Source organism: Streptomyces sp. NPDC013457, assembly GCF_043089925.1.
In the GTDB taxonomy this organism is placed as follows: domain Bacteria; phylum Actinomycetota; class Actinomycetes; order Streptomycetales; family Streptomycetaceae; genus Streptomyces.
On the sequence record NZ_JBICBL010000014.1, the window covers coordinates 164,504 to 185,076 of the forward strand.

The following is a 20,573-nucleotide window of genomic DNA, read 5'->3' on the forward strand; positions in this document are numbered from 1 at the left end:
ACCCTCTCCAACCTGGGCATACGTCTGCGGCACTTCTGCCGATTCTGGGTGTGAACTGGGTGTGAGTCTCCAGAACTGAGGGGTGCCGGAGAGGTGCCGCAGAGGTACCGCAGATGCACGACTGGGGGGCACGGGCCTTAAACTCGCGCCTCTGAACTGGGCTTATGCGGCGCTACAGCGCAGGTCAGAGGGTCGCGGGTCCTGGACTGGTTTCACAGCCTCCCTGATTCGGGACGAAGAGGTCGTGGGTTCAAATCCCGCCACCCCGACAGCTGAAACACCAGGTCAGGGGCCTGATCCGCGAGAGCGGGTCAGGCCCCTGAGTGGTTTCCGGGAGCGCCTGTGAGGCCGGGGCGCGTGTCGGAAGTGGATCAAGCGGCTCTACCCTGATACCCGCATCGGTGCCGGACGGCGGAGTCGGCGACGCGTGCTTCCTCTCAGGTTGTCGACCGTCGAAAGGCTGGGTCTCAGGTGCTGGTCGCGGACCGATATCGGCTCCACATGTGTGTCGGCCGTGGCGGCATGGGCGAGGTGTGGCAGGCCACCGACGAGGTGCTCGGGCGGTCCGTCGCGGTCAAGTTGATGCTGGGCCACGAGACCGATCCCTCCGCCGCCGAGCGGTTCCGGCTGGAGGCGCAGACCGCCGCGCGGCTGAGCCATCCGCATGTCGTCGGGGTCTTCGACTTCGGTACGTGGGACGGAAAGCTGTTCCTCGTCATGGAGTTGGTCGAGGGATCGAGCCTCGCCTCCGAGCCCGGCGGGCCGCCCCTGGTGCTGCCGGCGGAGCGGGTGGCCGTGGTGGCGGCCCACGCCGCCGCCGGGCTCGCCGCCGCGCACCGGGAGGGCGTGGTGCACCGGGACATCAAGCCCGGGAACCTGCTGGTCGACGACGACGGGACCGTGAAGCTCGCGGACTTCGGGATCGCCCGGTTCGTCGACGACCCCTCCGCCGCGCTCACGACCACCGGCCAGATCGTCGGCACCGGCCTCTATCTCGCCCCCGAGCGGGCCCTCGGGCGGACCGCGTCGCCCGCGTCCGACGTGTACTCGCTCGGCTGTGTGCTGTACCAACTCCTCACCGGGCGGCCCCCGTTCCAGGGCGACACCGCCACCTCCCTGCTGTACCAGCACATCGACACTCCGCCCGCGCCGCCCCGGCAGCTCGGGGTGGGGCTGCCCGCCGCGTTCGAGGCGTACCTGCTCACGCTGCTGGCGAAGGAACCGGAGCAGAGACCTCCGGCCCAGGCGATCTCGGACTGGTTCACCTCGGGGGCGTGGCGCGAGCACCCGCAGCCTCCGCACCGGCCCGCACCGCACGCGGCGCCCCCGTCCCGGTCCCAGCCGAGGTCCCAGACCAGGTCCCAGAGCAGGTCGCAGCCTCGGTCACAGGCCCGCCCCCAGCCCCGGTCACAGGCCCGGCCGCAGACCCGAACGCAGTCGCGGGCGGTCGCCGCCCCGCCCCGGCGGCAGGCTCGCCGGGGCGAGAGCGGGCTCGCGGCCCTCTCCCGGCGACGCCCCAGGAAGACCGCAGCCGTCGCCGGCGGCATAGCCTTCGTCGTCTTCATGCTGATCGGGATGGCCTGGCTGTCGTAGGCGGCCCCGGGCCTCGGAGGCTCCACGGACGCCCCGTGACCCGAACGGGGTCCGCCGAGTGGCCCTGCGCCTGGCGGTCCGGTCCCCTGGTGACATGCACCCCCTTCGGACAGTCGCCGAGGCGGCCGCAACCGTTCCTCCCGAAGTCGTCTCCGACTCCGGCCCGTCCGCGCTGGCCCTGGGCCTCGGCGCCGCCGCCGTAGCGGGCGCCGTGATCACCGCCGTCGTCCGCAGCCGGCTGTCGAAGACGCTCGGCGGCTCGTCGCACGGACGGGCGCCCCGGACGGGGTCGGCGTCGGACGGCTCCGGAGGCTGACCACCGGTCCGACGGGGTGTCAGAGGCGCGGGGCCGGTACGGGAGTTGTGGCCCGCGGTCACGTCGTCGGTGCACGAGGACCGCTGTTCCCCGGGGGAGCGCGGACAATGGCGGTATGGAGTTCGCCGTGTTCGTGACGCTGCCCGGGCTGGTCATCCTGCTGACCGTCGTCGCCTTCGCCGACCAGATCCTGCGGCTGACCGGGCGCGGCCGGCGCACGGGTCAGGTGTCGTCGACCGGTTTCGAGCAGCTTCACGCCACGTTCTCGCAGGGCAAGCAGAACGAGCTCAAGGAACGGCAGAGCGCCCTCGTGCTGCGGGACGACGAGGAGGACGGCGCGCCTCCGCACCGCTCGACGGTGGATCTGGCGGGCGGCCGTGCGGTGATCCGGATCGAGGGGGTCCGCGGCCGATAGCGCCCGGAGTTATCCACAGGCTGCGGACGAGGCGAACGGATTGTCGGCGGATCGGAGCATGATGGGGGCCATGACCGAGAGCAACGAGATCACCGGCACCTCCGACGTCCCCGCCTGGGAGCAGCGGTTCAGGGCCGCGCGCGTGTCCCTTCCCGAGTGGGCCGAGGAGGCGCCCGACCGGTCGCTGTTCGTGTCCAACGCGACGGGGACGTACGAGCTGTACGCCTGGGACCGCGAGACCGGCGCGCAGCGGCAGGTCACGGACCGGCCGAACGGGACGACGGACGGCACGCTGTCGCCGGACGGCCGGTCGATCTGGTGGTTCTCGGACAAGGACGGGGACGAGTTCGGGGTCTGGATGCGCCAGCCCTTCGCCGGCGGACCGGACGAGCCCGCCGTGCCCGGCCTCGCGCCCTCGTATCCGGCGGGGCTCGCGATCGGCCGCGAGGGCACGGTGGTCGTCGGCCGCTCCACGGACGAGGAGGGTTCGACGATCCATCTCGTACGGGACGGGGCGGAGCCCGTCGAGATCTACCGGCACCGGGAGTCCGCCGGGGTGGGGGACCTCTCGCACGACGGTTCCCTGATCGCGATCGAGCACACCGAGCACGGCGACGCCATGCACTCGGCCCTGCGGGTCCTGCGCGCCGAGGACGCCTCCCTCGTGGCCGAGCTGGACGACTCCAAGGGCGGCACGGAGGAGCTGGGCCTCGCGGTCCTCGGCTTCGCGCCGGTGGACGGGGACACCCGGCTGCTCGTCGGGCACCAGCGGCGGGGCCGCTGGGAGCCGCTGCTGTGGGACGTGGCGACGGGCCGGGAGACCGATCTCCGGCTGGAGCTGCCGGGCGACGTCTCGGCGGAGTGGTACGCGGACGGCACCGGGCTGCTGATCGTGCACAGCTTCGAGGCGCGCAGCGAGCTGTGGCGGTACGACATCGCGACGGGCGCGCTGGTACGGGTCGAGACCCCCGCGGGGTCGGTGTCGGAGGCCACGACCCGCCCCGACGGCAGCGTGGAGTTCCTGTGGTCCTCGGCCGCCGAGCCGCCGCAGGTGCGCTCGACGGACGGCGGGGTCGTCCTCGACCCGCCCGGCCTGCGGGCGCCCGGGTCGGTGCCGGTGGAGGACGTCTGGGTGGAGGGCCCCGGCGGCCGGATCCACGCCCTGGTCCAGCGGCCGGCGGACGGCGAGGGCCCGTTCCCGACGATCTTCGAGGTGCACGGCGGGCCGGCCTGGCACGACAGCGATGCCTTCGCCTCGGGCCCTGCGGCCTGGCTGGACCACGGCTACGCGGTGGTCCGGGTCAACTACCGGGGTTCGACCGGATACGGCCGGGAGTGGACGGACGCGCTCAAGCACCGCGTCGGTCTGATCGAGCTGGAGGACATCGCCGCGGTCCGCGCATGGGCGGTCGCCTCGGGGCTCGCCGACCCGGCCAGGCTCGTCCTGTCCGGTGGCTCGTGGGGCGGCTATCTGACGCTGCTCGGGCTCGGCACGCAGCCCGACGCCTGGTCGGTCGGGCTCGCCGCCGTCCCCGTCGCGGACTACGTCACCGCGTACGAGGACGAGATGGAGGCCCTGAAGGCGCTCGACCGGACGCTCTTCGGCGGCTCCCCCGAGGAGGTGCCGGACCGGTTCGAGGCCTCGTCCCCGCTGACGTACGTCGACCGGGTCACGGCCCCGGTGTACATCTCGGCGGGCGTCAACGACCCGCGCTGCCCGATCCGCCAGATCGACAACTACGTGGACCGGCTGGGCGCCCGCGGCGCGGTCCACGAGGTGTACCGGTACGACGCGGGGCACGGCTCCCTGGTGGTGGAGGAGCGGATCAAGCAGGTCCGTCTGGAGCTCGCCTTCGCCGCGCGTCACCTGGGGACCCGGCCGGTCGAGGGGTGAGGCCGCTGCGTACCGTGGAGGGGTGTACCGGTTCCTGAAAACGCCCCGCTGGTGGGGGATCAACGTCTTCGTCCTGTTGGCGATCCCGTTCTGCCTCTTCATGGGGACCTGGCAGATGGGCAAGTTCGAGGACCGCGTCGACTCCCACCGGGAGGCGGAGCAGGCCCCGGATCCGGGCACGCTGAGGACCGAGCCGCTGAGCGCGCTGCTGCCGGTGGACAAGGAGACCTCGGGCCGCCACGCGGAGGCGAGCGGGCGGTACGGAGAGCAGTTCCTGGTGCCGGACCGTGAGCTGGAGGGCCGTGCGGGCGCGTACGTCCTGACCCTGCTGAAGACGGACGAGGGCAAGTCGCTCCCGGTCGTACGGGGCTGGCTGCCGGCCGGCGCGAAGGCACCGGCCCCGCCGTCGGGCCAGGTCACCGTGGTGGGCGCCCTGCAGGCGTCCGAGAACACGGGGACGAAGGGCGTCCACGCGGCGGGCGGTCTCCCGGACGGCCAGCTCGGCATGATCAGCGCGGGGTCGCTGGTCAACCTGGTCCCCGACGAGGTCTACGACGCGTGGATCACGCTCACGGACTCCCCCGCCGGCCTGACCCCGGTCCCGGCGGCGGCCGCGGCGGGCACGTCGCTCGACCTCAAGGCGTTCCAGAACCTCGGCTACACCGCGGAGTGGTTCGTCTTCGCGGGCTTCGTCGTCTTCATGTGGTTCCGCCTCCTGCGCCGCGAGGCGGAGGCCCACCGCGACGCGGCCCTGGGCCTGTAGACGCCCGAGCGCCCGAGCGCCCGAGCGCCCGGGGTCCTCGGGACCGGAAGGCGGCGGGGGCCGCGGGACCAGAGGCGGCCCCGCGGGCCCTCTCCATCACCCCGCCCGGCCCGGAGGCCACGGGCAGGCAGGCCGCCCGCGCCCCCGGAGGGGCGCTACGACGCGTCCAGCACGCCCGTGCGGTAGATGGTGCCCGCGCACGCGTTGGGGATCGTCGTGGCCGCCTGGGGGCTGCCGGGCTCGGCGGTGTGGCTGATCGCGACGCTGCCGTCGGCGGGCGTCCCGTCCACCCGGAACTGCGGGGCCGCGCCGTCGACGGAGTCACCGTTGCCGGTCGAGCCCGAGGCTCCCGACGTCTGGCCTTCGCCGTCCTTCGTCGGACTCGGGGTCGGGTCCACGCTCGGGCTCGGCTCGGGGTCCGGGGTCGGCTCGGGGTCCGGGGGCGTACCGGTGGCCGGGCACGTCTCCGCGGGGACCCAGGCGAACTTCACCTCGTACGCGCCGTCCGGCTTCAGGAGCAGCGTGGACGACGTCTGCGAGGGGTCGGGCAGTCCGCTCGCCGCGTCCCCGGCGGTGTGCGCCACCACCGAGATCCGGGCCGGGTCCGCCGCCCCGAGGGCCTGGAAGCCGACGCTGCCGTCGCCGCTCACCACGCACTCCTTGCCGGAGACGTTGGACACGCGGAACGTGCCGTAGACCTTCCCCTCGGCGTCCGGGCCGCCCGCCTGCGCCGAGCTGACGGCCAGCTGCGCCGCGTCGCACACGGGCGAGGACCCGGAGGGGGACTGCGAGCCGCTGCCGGCGCTCTCGTTCGCGCCGTCCTCGGAGGCCCCGCCCTCGGCGCCCTGGCTCGGAGGGGTGGTGCCGGTCGGCGCGCCGCCGCCGTTCCCGCCGGTCTCGACGCCGGTCTCGGAGCCCGTGCCGCCCTGCGCCTGCTCGCCGTGGCCGGCGTTGACGGCCTGGTCGGCGGTGATGCCACCGGAACCGGCGACGTGCACGAAGGCGGGGACGGCGGTGCCGAGCAGCACGGCGGCCGCGGCGAAGCCGACGACGGCCTGACGCTTGCGGGTCCGCCGCGCGGGTACGGCGCGGCGCAGGTGGTCGAGAGCTCCGTCGGTGGGCTCCAGGTCCGCCACCGCGCCGTGGAGCAGGCGCCTCAGCGCCAGTTCGTCGCCGCCGAAGAGGTCGTCGTGGCCGTCGGCCCGCTCGTTGTCCGGCCCGTCGTTCACAATCCCGTGTCCCATGTCGTCGCGGTCGCCGTCGGGCAGCCCACTCGTACCGCCGCTGTTCGCCTCGCCGGAACCCGTACCGCCGGGCCTCGTGTCGTCGGAACCCGTACCGCCGGGCCTCGTGTCGTCGGTGCTCATGCCGTCGCCTCCATAGCGACGCGCAGCGCCGCGATGCCCCGCGAGCCGTACGCCTTCACCGAACCCAGGGATATGCCGAGCGTCTCGGCCACCTGGGCCTCCGTCATGTCCGCGAAGTACCGCAGGACCAGCACCTCGCGCTGACGCCGCTGCAGCCCGCGCATCGCCTTGATGAGCGCGTCCCGCTCCAGCTGGTCGTACGCGCCCTCCTCCGCGCTCGCCATGTCCGGCATCGGCTTCGACAGCAACTTGAGGCCGAGGATGCGGCGGCGCAGCGCGGAGCGCGAGAGGTTGACGACGGTCTGGCGCAGATAGGCCAGCGTCTTCTCCGGGTCCCGCACCCGTTTGCGCGCGGAGTGGACGCGGATGAACGCCTCCTGGACCACGTCCTCGCAGGAGGCGGTGTCGTCGAGGAGCAGTGCGGCGAGACCGAGAAGCGAGCGGTAGTGCGCCCGGTAGGTCTCGGTCAGATGGTCTACGGAGGTGCCCGCGGACACAGCGCCTTCAGTGCTCTCGCGGGGCGAGGGGATGCCGGACACACCGGCCGTCCGGGTCTCTGCGGGCACGGGGGCGATCACCGGCATCCCGCCGGCCGGACGCGGGCGCCTGAGCGGGCGCACCACGGAGCCCGCGGTGCCGCGTGCGGGAACGGTGAGCGTCCCTCGCGCGGGGACCACTGTCGTGCCGCGGAGCGGGACGACGGCTGCGATGTCGAGTACCTCTGCCACGCCTGTTGGACACGCTTCCCCCCGTCAGGGTTGTACGAGTACGCCACCGTTTTTGACGGTGCACCAAAAACCCTCATGCGTACCCGCTCTTCCCCAATGCCCCGTTTTCAGAGCACGTTTTCCGACACACCACATGGGTGCGCCAAGAGACGCATCCCACCCAACTACCGGTTGCGGTAAGGGGTGAAAAGCATCGTCGGACATGCCGTCACCCCAGTTCAAGAGGCATCTGACGCCGATTTGCTCACAGGTCGTCCACAGATCCTACAAAGTCGAACGATCAGCCGTGGTCGATTTCCGGACGCTCGGGGCGAATGATTGACTCCGCGATCTGCACCGCGTTCAGCGCGGCGCCCTTGCGGAGGTTGTCGCCGCAGACGAAGAACTCGAGGGTCCGCTCGTCGTCCATCGACCTGCGCACGCGCCCCACCCAGACGGGGTCCGTGCCCACGACGTCGGCGGGCGTGGGGAAGTCGCCCGAGGCCGGATCGTCGAAGAGCACCACACCGGGCGAGGTCGCCAGGATCTCGTGCGCCCGCCCGACGCTCACCGGCCGCTCGAAACGCGCGTGTACGGAGACCGAGTGCGCGGTCACCACCGGGACGCGCACACAGGTGGCCGCGACATGCAGCCCGGGGAGGTCGAGGACCTTGCGGGTCTCCTCGCGCAGCCGCACCTCCTCGGAGGACCAGCCGTCCTCCCGCAGCTCCCCCGACCAGGGCAGCACGTTGAGCGCGACCGGCCCGGGGAAGGGCCCGGTGTCGTCGCCGACGGCCCGCCGTACGTCGCCGGGGTGCGTGCCCAGCTCGGTCCCGGCCACCATCGACAGCTGCTCGCGCAGGGCGGCGACACCCGCCTGCCCGCCTCCGCTCGCGGCCTGCTGGGCGGTGACCACCAGCTCGACGACCCCGAACTCGGCGTGCAGCGCGCCCACGGCGACGATCAGCGCCAGCGTGGAGCAGCCGGGGCTCGCGACGATGCCCCGGGGCCGTACCCGTACGGCGTGCGGATTGATCTCGGGGACCACCAGCGGCACGTCCGGGTCGGCCCGGAAGGCCGCGGAGGTGTCCACGACCACCGCGCCCTTGGCCGCGGCGATGGGCGCCCAGCGCGCCGCGATGTCCTCGGGCACCAGGAAGAGGGCGAGGTCAACGCCCTCCAGCGCCTCCTCGCTCAGGGCCAGGACCTCGGTCTCCTCACCGCGCACGGCCAGCTTGCGGCCGGCCGAGCGCGGCGAGGCGACGAGTCGGATCTCGCCCCAGACGTCCGCATGCTGCGTGAGCATCTGGAGCATGACCGCACCGACGGCTCCGGTCGCACCGACGACCGCGAGCGTCGGCTTCGGGGTCATCGCCCGGTGCCTCCGTAGACGACCGCCTCGTCGGAGTCACTGTCGAGACCGAAGGCACTGTGCACGGCGCGCACGGCCTCGTTGACGTCGTCGGCGCGGGTGACGACCGAGATGCGGATCTCGGAGGTGGAGATCAGCTCGATGTTCACGCCCGCGTCGGAGAGCGCCCGGAAGAAGTCGGCGGTGACGCCGGGGTTCGTCTTCATACCGGCGCCGACCAGGGAGATCTTTCCGATCTGGTCGTCGTAGCGCAGGGAGTCGAAGCCGATCGCGCCCTTCGCCTTCTCCAGGGCGTCGATGGCCCTGCGGCCCTCGGCCTTGGGAAGCGTGAAGGAGATGTCCGTCAGGCCCGTGGAGGCCGCGGACACGTTCTGCACGATCATGTCGATGTTGATCTCGGCGTCCGCGACGGCCCGGAAGATGGCCGCGGCCTCGCCCGGCTTGTCCGGCACGCCGACGACGGTGATCTTCGCCTCGGAGGTGTCGTGGGCGACGCCCGAGATGATGGCCTGCTCCACCTTGCGGTCCCCTTGCGGCTCGTTGCTGACCCAGGTGCCCTGCAGCCCCGAGAAGGAGGAGCGGACGTGGATCGGGATGTTGTAACGGCGTGCGTACTCGACGCACCGGTGCAGCAGCACCTTGGAGCCGGAGGCGGCGAGCTCCAGCATGTCCTCGAAGGAGATCCAGTCGATCTTCTTCGCCTTCTTCACCACACGCGGGTCGGCCGTGAAGACGCCGTCGACGTCGGTGTAGATCTCACAGACCTCGGCGTCGAGCGCGGCGGCGAGGGCGACGGCGGTCGTGTCCGAGCCGCCCCGGCCGAGCGTGGTGATGTCCTTCTTGTCCTGGGACACACCCTGGAAGCCCGCGACGATGGCGATGTTGCCCTCGTCGAGGGCGGTGCGGATCCGGCCCGGCGTGACATCGATGATGCGCGCTTTGTTGTGGACCGAGTCGGTGATGACACCGGCCTGGCTGCCCGTGAACGACTGGGCCTCGTGGCCCAGGTTTTTGATCGCCATGGCCAGCAGGGCCATGGAGATCCGCTCTCCGGCGGTCAGCAGCATGTCGAACTCACGCCCGGCAGGGATCGGGGATACCTGCTCGGCGAGATCGATCAACTCGTCCGTCGTGTCGCCCATCGCGGAAACCACGACGACCACCTGGTGGCCGTTCTTCTTGGCGTCCACGATCCGCTTGGCGACCCGCTTGATGCCCTCGGCATCGGCAACGGAGGAGCCTCCGTACTTCTGCACGACAAGGCCCACGTGCGCTCCTCGGTCAGTCTCTGCCGCAGTCATTACTGCGGTCGGCTCAGTTTAACGAGCGGCCCGGAATCGCCGACCGTATATCGCATCCTGAGATGTCCCGCTCAGTCAGTGATCACGCCCTGGGCTTACCGGACCGCCCGGTGGGTCTGCCTGCCCGGGAGAGTCGGGGGTACGCGGCGACGGGCCGAGATGTGCGCGGGCTCACACCCCGCCGCCCGGCGCGCGGGCTCACACCCCACCGCCCGGCGCGCGGGCTCACACCCCACCGCCCGGCGCGCGCGGGCTCACCTCACGCCGTTCGCTGCGCGGGCTCACACCGCCGCACGGTGTGTGGTCGCTACTTCTTCAGCGTGCCCAGGCCCAGCGGTCCGGCGATCTCCTCCGCCATGACGCGCCCCGCCTCCTCGGCGAGGTCGTCCTCGGTCAGGTCCTCGTCCGTGTCGAGGCCGTCCAGGGCCGCGAGGGGCTGGTCGAGCCGCACATGGGCGACGAGGGACTGCAGCGCACGCAGGGTCGCCGAGGCGGTCGGCCCCCAGTTGGAGAAGTACGAGAACTGCCACCACCACAGGGCCTCGCTGGTGCGCCCCGCACGGTAGTGGGCCAGTCCGTGCCGCAGGTCGGTGACGATGTCGGCGAGGTTGTCGGAGATCCGCGCCGGCACGGGCGCCTTGCGCGGCTCGTACGGGTCGAAGACCTCGGAGAAGACGTCCACCGGGTCGAGCATCGTCGCGAACCGCTCGCGCAGGTCGTCCACGTCCGGCTCCGGACCCGTGTCGGGTTCGTACCGCTCGTCCGGGAGGATGTCCTCGTGCGCGCCCAGACGGCCGCCGGCGAGCAGCAGCTGGGAGATCTCCAGGAGCAGGAAGGGGACCGCACTGTCGGGCTCGTCGCCCTTGGCCACTTCCGTGGTCGCCACGATGAAGGACTCGATCGAGTCGGCGATCTGGACCGCGAAGTCGTCCGGGTCGTGCGTGATCGCGTGCAGTGTGGCATCAGACATCGCGGGTGCCTCCTTCGGGCGCGGACGCGCAGACCCTGTCGTCATACATCTAGCAGTCGCCGCCCCTCGAAGGCACGCCCCAGAGTGACCTCGTCGGCGTACTCCAGATCGCCGCCGACCGGCAGGCCGCTCGCCAGACGCGTGACCTTGAGGCCCATGGGCTTGATCATCCGCGCCAGGTACGTCGCGGTGGCCTCGCCCTCCAGGTTCGGGTCGGTCGCCAGGATCAGCTCGGTGACCGTCCCGTCCGCGAGCCGCGCGAGCAGCTCACGGATGCGCAGGTCGTCCGGGCCGACGCCCTCGATCGGGCTGATCGCGCCGCCGAGGACGTGGTAGCGACCGCGGAACTCACGCGTCCGCTCGATCGCCACGACGTCCTTCGGCTCCTCGACCACGCAGATGACCGACAGGTCCCGCCGCGGATCGCGGCAGATGTTGCACTGCTCCTGCTGCGCCACGTTGCCGCAGACCGCGCAGAACCTGACCTTCTCCTTGACCTCCAGGAGCGCGTGCGCGAGACGGCGTACGTCGGTCGGCTCGGCCTGGAGGACGTGGAACGCGATCCGCTGGGCGCTCTTGGGACCGACGCCGGGCAGCCTGCCCAGTTCGTCGATGAGGTCCTGAACCACGCCTTCGTACAACGCGAGCGCCCTTCTCAGAAGTGCTTGTTTCTTACGGTAGTGGCTGCGGGGGCGCCTTAGAAGCCCGAGCGCCTCAGAAGCCCAGGCCCGGCATGCCGCCCAGGCCCTGCGTCAGCGGGCCCAGCTTGTCCTGCTGGAGCTGCTGGGCGTTGTCGTTGGCGGCCTTGACCGCGGCCACGACGAGGTCGGCCAGCGTCTCGGTGTCCTCCGGGTCGACCGCCTTGGGGTCGATCACCAGGCCGCGCAGCTCGCCGGAGCCGGTCACGGTCGCCGTCACCAGTCCGCCGCCCGCCTGGCCCTCGACCTCGGTCGCGGCGAGCTCCTCCTGAGCGCGCGCGAGATCCTGCTGCATCTTCTGGGCCTGCTGGAGGAGCTGCTGCATGTTGGGCTGGCCACCACCGGGAATCACGGTCACTCCTGGCATTTCGACGGTATACGGATGACAACCGGACGACTGATGTGACGACTGACGTTCGGTACGGCCGAGCCTACGTGGTCCATGCCCGGCCTGCCGCCACAACTCTTTCGAGTGAGAAACTGCGGGCTCCTCTACCTGATCAAGACCCTCTTGCGGGCGGAAATCCCGGGATTCCGGGCCCACAGCCCACCATTCGGCGGTAGGAAGGGCAGGCACCACGTGCACCGCACGTCACAGAAGGACACGAGCGCTGAGCTGAACAGAGGAGTGCCCCGGTGAGCCAGCAGCCGGAGATGCAGCCGCCGCAGCCGCAGCCCGGGAAACCGGGACGACCGGGAGAGCCCGGGCGGCCGGCCGCGCGCCGCGATCTGACCGGGACACCGTTCCCGCTCGGCGACTGGGGCGAGCCCGCGGAGCGTCTGGACGAGCTGTACCGCTGGGTCGAGTCCCAAGCGCTCGACACGGCGGAGTGGTACCTCTCCGACCGGGTCTGGAAGCGCCGCTGCGCCCGGGCGCTGCGCCTCGGCACGGCGCTCGGCGTGGTCGTCGGCGCCGCGCTGCCGCTGCTCGATCTGACGGGCGCGGCGGACGGGGCGGTGGGCTGGGGGTACCTGTCCCTGCTGCTCGGCGCGGCGTGCCTGGCGTGCGACCGGTACTTCGGGCTGACGTCGGGCTGGATGCGGGACGTGGCGACGGCACAGGCGGTGCAGCGCAGGCTGCAGGCCCTGCAGTTCGACTGGGCGTCGGAGAGCGTACGGGAGGTCCTCGGGCCCACCGAGGGGACCGCGAGCGAGGCGGCCGAGCGGTGCCTCGGGGTGCTGCGCAAGTTCTCGGAGGACGTCACGGAGCTCGTGCGGGCCGAGACGGCGGACTGGATGGTCGAGTTCCGCTCCGGCCCCACGCCGCTGGCCCTGCAGTCGGTGGGCGCGGGCGGGACCCGGCCCGAGGGCGGGCACCCGTCGGCCCGCTTCCCCCTTCCGCCGGGCACCCGCCCCAACATGCCGAGGCAGCGACCGCCGGAGCCGCGCTGACCTCCGTACGGGCAGAACCGTACGTACGGGCAAGGCAGGGCAGTGCGAACGGGCAGGAGAGCGCGAACGGAAGGAAGGGCGTCCCCGGGGCGGGGGCACCCTTCCTTCGTCCGTACGGCCGGGGCCGACGTCAGCTCAGGATGATCATCGAGCCCTGGCCGAGGCTCCGGGTCGCCGCCGCGTGCAGTCCGAGCCACACATGGCGCTCGCGTGCGAACGGACTGTCCTCGTACGCGATCGGCCCGGCCGGTTCCTCCAGCGAGGTCGGCCGTTCCGGCGGCAGCGGGGCGGCGGGCGGGTTGGCCGGGTCGATCCCGATAGCGGGGGCGACGAACTCCAGCTCCCGCAGCAGCCCGTGGGAGGACCCCAGCGGACCGCCGCCTTCCAGGAGTTCGTCGTTGGAGAGCGGAGCCGGGAAGTCCACGGGGACGTACGCGCCGGCGTGGTCGTAGTGCCAGACGAGATGGGACTGCTGCGCCGTGGCCTCGAACATCTCCAGGAGCTGCTCGTAGTCCCCGCCGAGCTCGTCGACCGGCTCGACGGGCAGGCCGCACAGGTGCAGCAGATAGGCGCGGCGCAGGAAGTGCAGGGCGTCGTAGTCGAACCCGGCGACGGGCGCGACATCGCCGGACAGCCCCGGCATGTAGGCGTACACGGGAACGGTGGGCAGACCGGACGAGGTCAGGGCCTTGTCGTAGGCGGCGATCTCTTCGGCGAAGGGATTGTCGGGGCTGTGGCACAGCACGTCGACAAGCGGGACCAGCCACAGGTCACAGGCCAAGGGAGGCTCGCTCTCCGTCAGTTGCAGGGACGGCCAGGGTAGTCGGCGCGGTCCGCACCGCACACCCGGTGGTGACCTGCCCGTCGACACACCGCGCGACACCCGCGCGGAGCATCAGCGCGCCTGGCGCTCCACGCGGTCCGCCCACTCCAGCGACTGCTGGTTGTACACCCGTACGACCTCGACCGCCGCGTCCGCGTCGCCGAGGGTCAGCGCGTCGACGAGGTCCACATGGCCGCTCCACAGCCAGCCGAGGAGGTCCCGGTCGGAACGCAGGTACGGCACGGAGAAGACCCAGGCCTGGACCCGCAGGCGGTGCAGGAAGTCGGCGATGTAGTCGTTGGCGGAGACCAGCCGGGCCAGTTCGCGCCAGTAGCGGATGTCGTACCCGATGAGGATGTCGAGGTCGCCTGCGCGGGCCGCGCGGACCGCCGCCTCGCCCCGGCGCCGTATGGAAACGAGCGCGACCCCGCGCGAGACGTCGGGCCCGGGCGCGTGCACTGCCGGGTCGTGGCGGCGGAAGATGCCGTCCACGACGAGCATGCGGGCCTCGACCATGCCGCGGTAGTCGTCGATCGTGAACTGGTGGACGCGGAAGCCGCGGTGCTGGTCGGAGTCGAGGAGCCCCTGCGCCGAGAGGTCGACGAGGGCTTCGCGCACCGGTGTGGCGGAGACGCCGTACTGCTCGGCGATCTGCTTGACGGTGAACTCCTCACCCGGCTGCAAACGCCCGGCGAGCACTTCGTCACGGAGCGCGTCCGCGATCTGCCGCCGCAGGGTGTTGCGGGTGACAGCTCCGCTCGCGGGCATGGTTCGGCCCCCTCCGTCCGGCTCTGGGACACCCTAGACCAGACGGAGGGTCCGGCTCTGTGACGCTTCTGACGCCGACGGCGCGCGGGGCCCCGCGCGCCCGGCCCGCTTCCTAGACGGTGTGCTCGTCGGCCACCGAGAGCGCCGCGTCGAGGGCGCTGAGGCCCTCCTTGGCCTCCGCCTCGGAGACGTTGCAGGCGGGGACGGCGTGGGTGCGGTTCATGTTGATGAAGGGCCACAGGCCGTGCTTCTTGGCCGCCGCGCCGAAGGCCGCCATGGGGGCGTTGGCCTCGCCCGCCGCGTTGTACGGGACGAGCGGCTCGCGCGTCTCCTTGTTCTTGACGAGGTCGAGCGCCCAGAACGTACCCATGCCGCGGACCTCGCCGACGGAGGGGTGACGCTCGGCGAGTTCGCGCAGGCCCGGGCCGAGGACGGTCTCGCCGATGCGGGCGGAGTGCTCGACGACCTTCTCGTCCTCCATCACCTGGATGGTGGCGACGGCGGCGGCGCAGGCGAGCGGGTGACCGGAGTAGGTCAGTCCGCCCGGGTACGGCCGCTTGTCGAAGGTCGCGGCGATCTCCGCGCTGATCGCGACGCCGCCGAGGGGCACGTAACCGGAGTTCACGCCCTTGGCGAAGGTCATCAGGTCGGGCACGACGTCGAAGTGCTCGGCGGCGAACCACTTGCCGGTCCGGCCGAAGCCCGCCATGACCTCGTCGAGGACGAAGACGATGCCGTACTTGTCGCAGATCTCGCGGACTCCGGCGAGGTAGCCGGGCGGCGGGGTCATGATGCCGGCGGTGCCGGGGACGGTCTCCAGGATGATCGCGGCGATGGTGGCCGGACCCTCGAAGGCGATGGTGTCCTCGAGGTGGGCGAGGGCGCGCTCGCACTCCTGCTCCTCGGTCGTCGCGTAGAACGGCGAGCGGTAGAGGAACGGGGCCCAGAAGCGCACGACACCCGCGGAGCCCGTGTCGGAGGCCCAGCGGCGCGGGTCGCCGGTCAGGTTGATCGCGGTGGAGGTGGCGCCGTGGTACGAGCGGAAGGCGGAGAGCACCTTGTGACGGCCGGTGTGCAGCCGGGCCATCCGTACGGCGTTCTCGACGGCCTCGGCGCCGCCGTTGGTGAAGAAGATCTTGTCCAGGTCGCCGGGGGTGCGCTCGGCGATGAGGCGTGCGGCCTCGGAGCGTACGTCGATGGCGAAGGCGGGCGCGAAGGTGGTGAGCTTCGCGGCCTGCTCCTGGATGGCGGCGACCACGCGCGGGTGCTGGTAGCCGATGTTGGTGTAGACGAGGCCGCTGGTGAAGTCGAGGTAGCGGTTGCCGTCGTAGTCCCAGAAGTACGAACCCTCGGCGCCGGCGACGGCGAGCGGGTCGATCAGGCCCTGGGCGGACCAGGAGTGGAACACGTGCGCACGGTCTGCGGCCTTCACGGCCGCGCCGGCCTGAGGGTCGGGTTCGACATGAGGGGTCATGGATCCAGGGTAAGGACGCGCAGGTCGGAGCGGCCATGACCATCTTGTCCACCGAGACCGACACGGACCAGACACGTTGCCGTCCCCGGCCCGTAGGCCCTGCGGTGCCCCCGCGGTTTCCCCTGGGGTCTATTGACAGCATCCTGTCGATCTGACAGTCTGCTGTCATAAAGACCGGCACCGACATCACGCTGGAGGCCCCGAAATGCCCCGCACCGTCCACCTCGCCGTCTACGACACCCTCGCCGACTGGGAGACGGGCCACGCCACCGCCTGGCTCGCCCGCTCCGGCTTCACCGTCACGACCGTCGGCCCTGTCGCCGAGAAGCCCGTCACCACCATCGGCGGGACGCGGATCCTCCCCGACCTCTCCCTCGCGGACCTCCGGCCCGAGGACAGCGCGCTCCTGGTGCTCCCGGGCGCAGACCTCTGGGACACGAGCGACGACCTCGCCCCTTTCGCCGCCGCGGCCCGCCGCCTCATCGACGCCGGCGTGCCCGTCGCCGCCATCTGCGGCGCCACCGCGGGGCTCGCCCGCGAAGGCCTCCTCGACGACCGCGCCCACACGAGCGCCATCTCGTACTACCTGGCGGCCACCGGCTACCGGGGCGGCGAGCACTACGTCGACGCCGACGCGGTCACGGACAAGGGTGTCGACGGCTCCGGCGACCTCATCACCGCCGGGCCGACCGAGCCGGTCGCCTTCGCCCGCGAGGTGCTCGGCACGATGGGCGCCTTCGACGGCACCAGGCTGGACGCCTGGTACCGCCTCTTCCACCACTCGGACGCGGCGGCGTACGAGCTGCTCAACGCGGAGGACGAGCCGTCGTGAGCCGGGAGCAGCAGGACGCCCTCACCCGCACCGCGCTAAGCGTCTTCCGGCTCAACGGCCAGTTCCTCGCGGTCTCGGAGGAGCTGGCCCGCCCGGTGGGCCTCACCGCCGCCTGGTGGCAGGTCCTCGGAGCCGCGCTCCGCACCCCGCAACCCGTCTCGGGCATCGCCCGCACCATGGGCATCACCCGTCAGAGCGTCCAGCGGATCGCGGACCTCCTGGTCGAGCGGGGCCTCGCGGTGTACGAGCCCAACCCGGCCCACCGGCGCGCCAAGCTCCTCGCGCCGACCCCCGAGGGCCTCGCGGCCGTCGAGCGGCTCGACCCCGGCCACGCCGACCTCGCGGCCCGGCTCGCGGACGCCCTCGGCGGCCAGGCCGAGTTCGAGGAGACCGTACGGGTCCTGGAGCGGCTCTCCCGCGCGCTGGAGGAGGTCAGCGGGACCGACCCGGCTCCCCCGGTCGGTACATGGCCCCCCGTACGTACTCCATCGCCCGAGTGAAGACGGGGTCCGTCAGCCGGCGGGCCGTCTCCTCCTCGTCGACGTCCTCGATGTGGGCCTGGATCCACCACAGGTTCCCGAACGGATCGCGGACCCGGCCGACCTTGTCGCCGAAGAAGAGGTGGGTCACCTCGGTGACCGACGTGCCGCCCGCCTCGACGGCCTGACGGTGCGTGGCCTCCGCGTCCTCCACGTACAGCCGGATGAACGCGGGGGTCGGGTCCCAGCCCGGCGGGCTGTCGAACGCCATGAGCCGTCCGTTGCCGATCCGGAGTTCGGCGTGGCCGATCGTGCCGTCCTCCATCTCGAAGCGGCCCAGGTCCTCGGCGCCGAAGGCGCGCTCCAGGTAGTCGATGAGCCCTGCGGTGTCGCGACCGATGATCCAGGGCGTGACGGTGGTGTACCCCTCGGGGATGGTTGCGCTCATGCCGCGACCGTACGAGGCGAATAGGCCGGATCCTGTCCTACTCGGGCGGGTCGCGCGGACTCGGCAGCGTCGCGCGGACGTACGTAGACGGCGGGCCCGCAATCGTCCGTGGAGCCCGCCGTCAGGGTCGTGCCGCCGTTCGGGGAACCGGGAGACCAGCGACTAGCAGTACAGGTTCGCGCCCGTCGGCACGCCCAGGATCTGGGCGAACTGCTGGTACTTCGTCACCCGGCTCTGGACCTGCGCCGGGTTCTTGCCGTCGCACTCCAGCGAACCGTTGATCGAACGGATCGTCTGGCCGAAGCCGGCACCGTTGACCATGGCGTTGTGGCCGGTCATCGTGCCGGGGCCGTTCTGGGTGTTCCAGTACCAGAGGCCGGTCTTCCAGGCGACGGCCGACTCGCGCTCGACGCGCCAGGGGTCGGCCAGGAGGTTGATGCCGAGGGCGTCACCGGCGGCCTTGTAGTTGAAGTTCCAGGAGAGCTGGATCGGACCGCGCCCGTAGTACGCGGCCTGGCCGGCGGGGCAGCCGTAGGACTGGCTCCAGTCGCAGTAGTGCGGGTAGTTGGCGGTGTTCTGCTCCACGATGTGGACCAGACCGCCGGTCTCGTGGTGGACGTTGGCGAGGAAGGCGGCGGCCTCCTGCCGCTTCACCGTGTCACCGCCGGTGTTGGCGAAGGCGGGGTAGGCGCCGAGGGCCGCCGTGAGACCGCTGTACGTGTAGAACGAGTTCCGGCTCGGGAACATCTGGTTGAACTGGGCCTCGGAGACGACGAATCCGGAGGTGGGCGGCGGGGTGGTGCCGCCGCCGCAGGCGCCCTCGTCGCGCCAGACGTCCGACGTGCCGGGGCGTTCGTTCTGGGTCCACCACTTGGCGTACCAGTTGTGGCCGTTGTACGAGGAGGTCATCCCTCCCGTGTAGACGCTGGAGGAGTTCCAGGCGCCCACGCAGGCGGGTGCGGCACCGGCGGTGGTGGCGGGGAGGAAGACGGCCAGTCCGACGGCCGTACAGAGTGCGGAGACGAGAATCAGCAGACGTCGCAACATGCGCTCGCCCTTCGGTGGGGGAGAGCCCAGAGAAGCGTTCTTGGTCTGGACCTGTCAAGGTCTAGACCAACACTTGGGACGATGACCGCACGTGGGGCGACGGCCGCACGTGGGGCGATGGCCGGCCCTCCACGCTCGCGCCGCCCCACACGGGGCGGCGCGATCCGCGGGCACCGCTCAGCTTCGCAGCATGCGCTCCAACAGGCTTGTCAGCAGCTCCCGTTCGAGCACCGTCAGGCCGTCCATCAGCTCGTCCTGCGCTTCGGTCAGCACCTCGTCGAGGCGCTCCAGGTGCCGGCGGCCGCCCTCGGTCATGGTGATGACGTTGCGCCGGCGGTCGTCGGGATCGGGAGTCCGCTCGACATGGCCGCGCGCGGAGAGTTCGTTGATGACGGCGACGAGGTCGCTGCGGTAGATCCCGGTGCGTCGGCTCAGTCCGGCCTGGCTGGTCGCACCCCCGTCGTCGAGCGCGGCGAGGACCGCGTAGTGCCACTTGCGGGCGTCCTGCTCGGCGAAGCTCGCGGCGACCAGGCGGTCCGCCCGCGCGGCGGCCATGTTCAGGAGACGGCTGGGGAGGCCGCGGAGGCGGGCGGGGGTCTGCCGCTCATCCATCTCGGCACCTTCAGCGCCTTGGGCGCTCTCGGCACTCTCGGCGCTCTTAGCAGCCCTGGCGGTTTCGGCGCCCGCGTCGTCCGTCGTCATGCGCGCAGGTTACCCCTTGCGTTAGGGCGCCGAACGATATAACTTCGTTAGTGTCGTAAACGTTAGCGATACGAACGCAGCCGCGGCGGCCGCTGTGGGACGCGGACCGCCCACGGCTGAGGTGAGATGTGGGGGAAAGGTGAAACTGAAAGGTGCCGATCAGATCATCAGGATGATGCGGCCGGGCCGGTGGCCCGCCTCCGCCCTGCGGTGGGCTTCCGCCACTTCCTCCAGAGGCATGACGTCGGCCACCCGGGTGATCAGCTCCCGCGCCGCCACCTTCTCCAGGGTCTCCTTCAGCCGGGCGGCGTCGGGCCGGCCGCGCACCGTCTCGACCCGGATGTTCCGCTCGGCGGCGGGAGTCCGGTCGGCGGCGAGGGCGATGAAGGCACCCCCGTCCTTCACGGCGGCGAGAGCCGGGGCCGAGTGGAACGCCCCGTCGAAGCAGGCATCGACCCGCTCCGGGACGGCGGCGACCACCCTCGCGACCACGTCCTCCGGTGTGCCCCGCTCGACGCTGTGCTCCGCGCCGAGGAGTTTCAGCTCCCGCTCGTCGCCCTCGTGGGCGACGGCCACCACCCGCACGCCGGCCGCCGCGGCGTACTGGACGGCGAGACGGCCCACCACCCCGCTCGCGCCGGTCACCAGCAGCGTCGCTCCCGCCGGGAGCGCGAGCCGGTCGAGACCCTGCTGGGCCGTGGCGGAGGCCAGCGGGACGGAGGCGGCCACCGTGTAGTCCACCTCGTCCGGGATCGGGGCCAGCCACTCCGGAGCGGCCCGCAGCACCTCGGCGTACGTACCCTCGCCCGTCAGCTCCTCGAACCAGGGCACGAAACCGGCCACGCGGGTTCCCTCGGGCATGCCGGGCACCGGGTCCATCAGCTTGCCCGCGAAGTCCGTACCGAGCACGAAAGGAGGCTTGAGATCGCCGACATGACCGGGGTACCGGCCGGCGCGGATCCGCAGGTCCGCCTGGTTCACTCCGGCCGCCTTCAGACGCACGCGGACACGTCCCGGGACGTCCCCGGCCTCGGGCTCGGGCCGGCGGGCCATCCTCAGGACCTCAGGGCCGCCGTAGGCGGTCACTTCGACGACACGCATGGGGTTCCTCTCCGATGGGCCCCCTCGTGGCCATTACACCCACGGTCCACACCCCCGGCAACAGATACGCGGCCAACCCGTAGCAACCTGAACGAAGGGAGAACAGCTGGT

At 71.7% G+C, this 20,573-nt stretch carries 22 protein-coding genes; 8 read left to right on the forward strand and 14 right to left on the reverse strand.

What is annotated here, in order from left to right:
- Positions 1-501 precede the first annotated feature (501 nt).
- From ACF1G2_RS31545 to ACF1G2_RS31565, 5 genes are all read left to right on the forward strand, one after another.
- Positions 502-1,593: a protein kinase gene (locus ACF1G2_RS31545; protein WP_391801569.1), complete on the forward strand. Its 1,092-nt coding sequence runs from the start codon at positions 502-504 to the stop codon at positions 1,591-1,593.
- Between the two features lie 94 nt (positions 1,594-1,687).
- On the forward strand, positions 1,688-1,909 hold the full coding sequence (locus tag ACF1G2_RS31550) for a hypothetical protein (protein WP_391801570.1): 222 nt from the start codon (positions 1,688-1,690) through the stop codon (positions 1,907-1,909).
- Positions 1,910-2,024: 115 nt separating this feature from the next.
- Positions 2,025-2,324 carry a DUF6191 domain-containing protein gene (locus ACF1G2_RS31555; RefSeq protein ID WP_391801571.1) on the forward strand — a complete coding sequence of 100 codons (300 nt, stop codon included), beginning with the start codon at positions 2,025-2,027 and terminating at the stop codon, positions 2,322-2,324.
- Between the two features lie 61 nt (positions 2,325-2,385).
- Entirely contained in the window at positions 2,386-4,218 is a 1,833-nt protein-coding gene (locus tag ACF1G2_RS31560; protein WP_391801621.1) for a S9 family peptidase, read from the forward strand.
- 22 nt (positions 4,219-4,240) lie between these two features.
- Positions 4,241-4,981 carry an SURF1 family protein gene (locus ACF1G2_RS31565; RefSeq protein WP_391801572.1) on the forward strand — a complete coding sequence of 247 codons (741 nt, stop codon included), beginning with the start codon at positions 4,241-4,243 and terminating at the stop codon, positions 4,979-4,981.
- Between the two features lie 155 nt (positions 4,982-5,136).
- Here the strand turns inward: ACF1G2_RS31565 and ACF1G2_RS31570 are convergent, their stop codons facing one another.
- The 7 genes from ACF1G2_RS31570 to ACF1G2_RS31600 form a co-directional block, all read right to left on the reverse strand.
- Positions 5,137-6,348: a hypothetical protein gene (locus ACF1G2_RS31570; protein ID WP_391801573.1), complete on the reverse strand. Its 1,212-nt coding sequence runs from the start codon at positions 6,346-6,348 to the stop codon at positions 5,137-5,139.
- On the reverse strand, positions 6,345-7,076 hold the full coding sequence (locus ACF1G2_RS31575; RefSeq protein WP_391801574.1) for a SigE family RNA polymerase sigma factor: 732 nt from the start codon (positions 7,074-7,076) through the stop codon (positions 6,345-6,347). Before ACF1G2_RS31575 ends, ACF1G2_RS31570 begins: the two co-directional genes overlap by 4 nt.
- A gap of 280 nt (positions 7,077-7,356) precedes the next feature.
- The gene (locus ACF1G2_RS31580; RefSeq protein ID WP_391801575.1) at positions 7,357-8,427 is read right to left on the reverse strand and encodes an aspartate-semialdehyde dehydrogenase; all 1,071 of its coding nucleotides are present in this window, start codon (positions 8,425-8,427) and stop codon (positions 7,357-7,359) included.
- The gene (locus ACF1G2_RS31585) at positions 8,424-9,695 is read right to left on the reverse strand and encodes an aspartate kinase (RefSeq protein WP_352190376.1); all 1,272 of its coding nucleotides are present in this window, start codon (positions 9,693-9,695) and stop codon (positions 8,424-8,426) included. The genes ACF1G2_RS31580 and ACF1G2_RS31585 overlap by 4 nt, the downstream gene beginning before the upstream one ends.
- Positions 9,696-10,035: 340 nt before the next feature.
- Positions 10,036-10,698 (reverse strand): DUF5063 domain-containing protein, encoded by a 663-nt coding sequence (locus ACF1G2_RS31590; RefSeq protein ID WP_391801576.1) that lies wholly within the window; start codon positions 10,696-10,698, stop codon positions 10,036-10,038.
- 41 nt (positions 10,699-10,739) lie between these two features.
- Complete coding sequence (recR, locus tag ACF1G2_RS31595) at positions 10,740-11,339, reverse strand: recombination mediator RecR (RefSeq protein WP_352190380.1); 600 nt, start codon at positions 11,337-11,339, stop codon at positions 10,740-10,742.
- A gap of 73 nt (positions 11,340-11,412) precedes the next feature.
- A complete protein-coding gene (locus ACF1G2_RS31600) occupies positions 11,413-11,748 on the reverse strand; it encodes a YbaB/EbfC family nucleoid-associated protein (RefSeq protein ID WP_352190427.1) in 336 nt (111 codons plus the stop codon).
- 302 nt (positions 11,749-12,050) lie between these two features.
- Here ACF1G2_RS31600 and ACF1G2_RS31605 point away from each other — a divergent pair, with 302 nt between their 5' ends.
- Positions 12,051-12,788, forward strand: coding sequence for an SLATT domain-containing protein (locus tag ACF1G2_RS31605; RefSeq protein ID WP_391801622.1), 738 nt, complete (start codon positions 12,051-12,053; stop codon positions 12,786-12,788).
- A gap of 130 nt (positions 12,789-12,918) precedes the next feature.
- Here the strand turns inward: ACF1G2_RS31605 and ACF1G2_RS31610 are convergent, their stop codons facing one another.
- From ACF1G2_RS31610 to ACF1G2_RS31620, 3 genes are all read right to left on the reverse strand, one after another.
- Positions 12,919-13,569, reverse strand: coding sequence for a hypothetical protein (locus ACF1G2_RS31610; RefSeq protein ID WP_391801577.1), 651 nt, complete (start codon positions 13,567-13,569; stop codon positions 12,919-12,921).
- Positions 13,570-13,683: 114 nt separating this feature from the next.
- Entirely contained in the window at positions 13,684-14,379 is a 696-nt protein-coding gene (locus ACF1G2_RS31615) for a GntR family transcriptional regulator (RefSeq protein ID WP_391801578.1), read from the reverse strand.
- Positions 14,380-14,491: 112 nt separating this feature from the next.
- Complete coding sequence (locus tag ACF1G2_RS31620) at positions 14,492-15,853, reverse strand: aspartate aminotransferase family protein (protein WP_391801579.1); 1,362 nt, start codon at positions 15,851-15,853, stop codon at positions 14,492-14,494.
- 205 nt (positions 15,854-16,058) lie between these two features.
- Here ACF1G2_RS31620 and ACF1G2_RS31625 point away from each other — a divergent pair, with 205 nt between their 5' ends.
- A complete protein-coding gene (locus ACF1G2_RS31625; protein WP_391801580.1) occupies positions 16,059-16,685 on the forward strand; it encodes a DJ-1/PfpI family protein in 627 nt (208 codons plus the stop codon).
- Positions 16,682-17,185 (forward strand): MarR family winged helix-turn-helix transcriptional regulator, encoded by a 504-nt coding sequence (locus ACF1G2_RS31630; RefSeq protein WP_391801581.1) that lies wholly within the window; start codon positions 16,682-16,684, stop codon positions 17,183-17,185. The genes ACF1G2_RS31625 and ACF1G2_RS31630 overlap by 4 nt, the downstream gene beginning before the upstream one ends.
- Here the strand turns inward: ACF1G2_RS31630 and ACF1G2_RS31635 are convergent.
- The 4 genes from ACF1G2_RS31635 to ACF1G2_RS31650 form a co-directional block, all read right to left on the reverse strand.
- Positions 17,118-17,612, reverse strand: coding sequence for a VOC family protein (locus ACF1G2_RS31635; protein ID WP_391801582.1), 495 nt, complete (start codon positions 17,610-17,612; stop codon positions 17,118-17,120). The genes ACF1G2_RS31630 and ACF1G2_RS31635 overlap by 68 nt on opposite strands.
- A 162-nt stretch (positions 17,613-17,774) precedes the next feature.
- On the reverse strand, positions 17,775-18,659 hold the full coding sequence (locus ACF1G2_RS31640) for a glycoside hydrolase family 19 protein (RefSeq protein WP_391801583.1): 885 nt from the start codon (positions 18,657-18,659) through the stop codon (positions 17,775-17,777).
- 177 nt (positions 18,660-18,836) lie between these two features.
- A complete protein-coding gene (locus tag ACF1G2_RS31645; protein WP_391801584.1) occupies positions 18,837-19,361 on the reverse strand; it encodes a MarR family winged helix-turn-helix transcriptional regulator in 525 nt (174 codons plus the stop codon).
- Positions 19,362-19,520: 159 nt separating this feature from the next.
- Positions 19,521-20,462, reverse strand: a complete 942-nt coding sequence (locus ACF1G2_RS31650; RefSeq protein WP_391801585.1) for an NADP-dependent oxidoreductase — start codon at positions 20,460-20,462, stop codon at positions 19,521-19,523.
- Between the last annotated feature and the right edge of the window lie 111 nt (positions 20,463-20,573).

Bases quoted from the DNA above. Each gene is read 5' to 3' on its own strand.
- ACF1G2_RS31545 (WP_391801569.1), top strand. From the start codon at position 502: ATGTGTGTCGGCCGTGGCGGCATGGGCGAGGTGTGGCAGGCCACCGAC.
- ACF1G2_RS31550 (WP_391801570.1), top strand. From the start codon at position 1,688: ATGCACCCCCTTCGGACAGTCGCCGAGGCGGCCGCAACCGTTCCTCCC.
- ACF1G2_RS31555 (WP_391801571.1), top strand. From the start codon at position 2,025: ATGGAGTTCGCCGTGTTCGTGACGCTGCCCGGGCTGGTCATCCTGCTG.
- ACF1G2_RS31560 (WP_391801621.1), top strand. From the start codon at position 2,386: ATGGGGGCCATGACCGAGAGCAACGAGATCACCGGCACCTCCGACGTC.
- ACF1G2_RS31570 (WP_391801573.1), bottom strand. From the start codon at position 6,348: ATGAGCACCGACGACACGAGGCCCGGCGGTACGGGTTCCGACGACACG.
- ACF1G2_RS31580 (WP_391801575.1), bottom strand. From the start codon at position 8,427: ATGACCCCGAAGCCGACGCTCGCGGTCGTCGGTGCGACCGGAGCCGTC.
- ACF1G2_RS31590 (WP_391801576.1), bottom strand. From the start codon at position 10,698: ATGTCTGATGCCACACTGCACGCGATCACGCACGACCCGGACGACTTC.
- ACF1G2_RS31605 (WP_391801622.1), top strand. From the start codon at position 12,051: ATGCAGCCGCCGCAGCCGCAGCCCGGGAAACCGGGACGACCGGGAGAG.
- ACF1G2_RS31615 (WP_391801578.1), bottom strand. From the start codon at position 14,379: ATGCCCGCGAGCGGAGCTGTCACCCGCAACACCCTGCGGCGGCAGATC.
- ACF1G2_RS31620 (WP_391801579.1), bottom strand. From the start codon at position 15,853: ATGACCCCTCATGTCGAACCCGACCCTCAGGCCGGCGCGGCCGTGAAG.
- ACF1G2_RS31625 (WP_391801580.1), top strand. From the start codon at position 16,059: ATGCCCCGCACCGTCCACCTCGCCGTCTACGACACCCTCGCCGACTGG.
- ACF1G2_RS31635 (WP_391801582.1), bottom strand. From the start codon at position 17,612: ATGAGCGCAACCATCCCCGAGGGGTACACCACCGTCACGCCCTGGATC.
- ACF1G2_RS31640 (WP_391801583.1), bottom strand. From the start codon at position 18,659: ATGTTGCGACGTCTGCTGATTCTCGTCTCCGCACTCTGTACGGCCGTC.
- ACF1G2_RS31645 (WP_391801584.1), bottom strand. From the start codon at position 19,361: ATGACGACGGACGACGCGGGCGCCGAAACCGCCAGGGCTGCTAAGAGC.
- ACF1G2_RS31650 (WP_391801585.1), bottom strand. From the start codon at position 20,462: ATGCGTGTCGTCGAAGTGACCGCCTACGGCGGCCCTGAGGTCCTGAGG.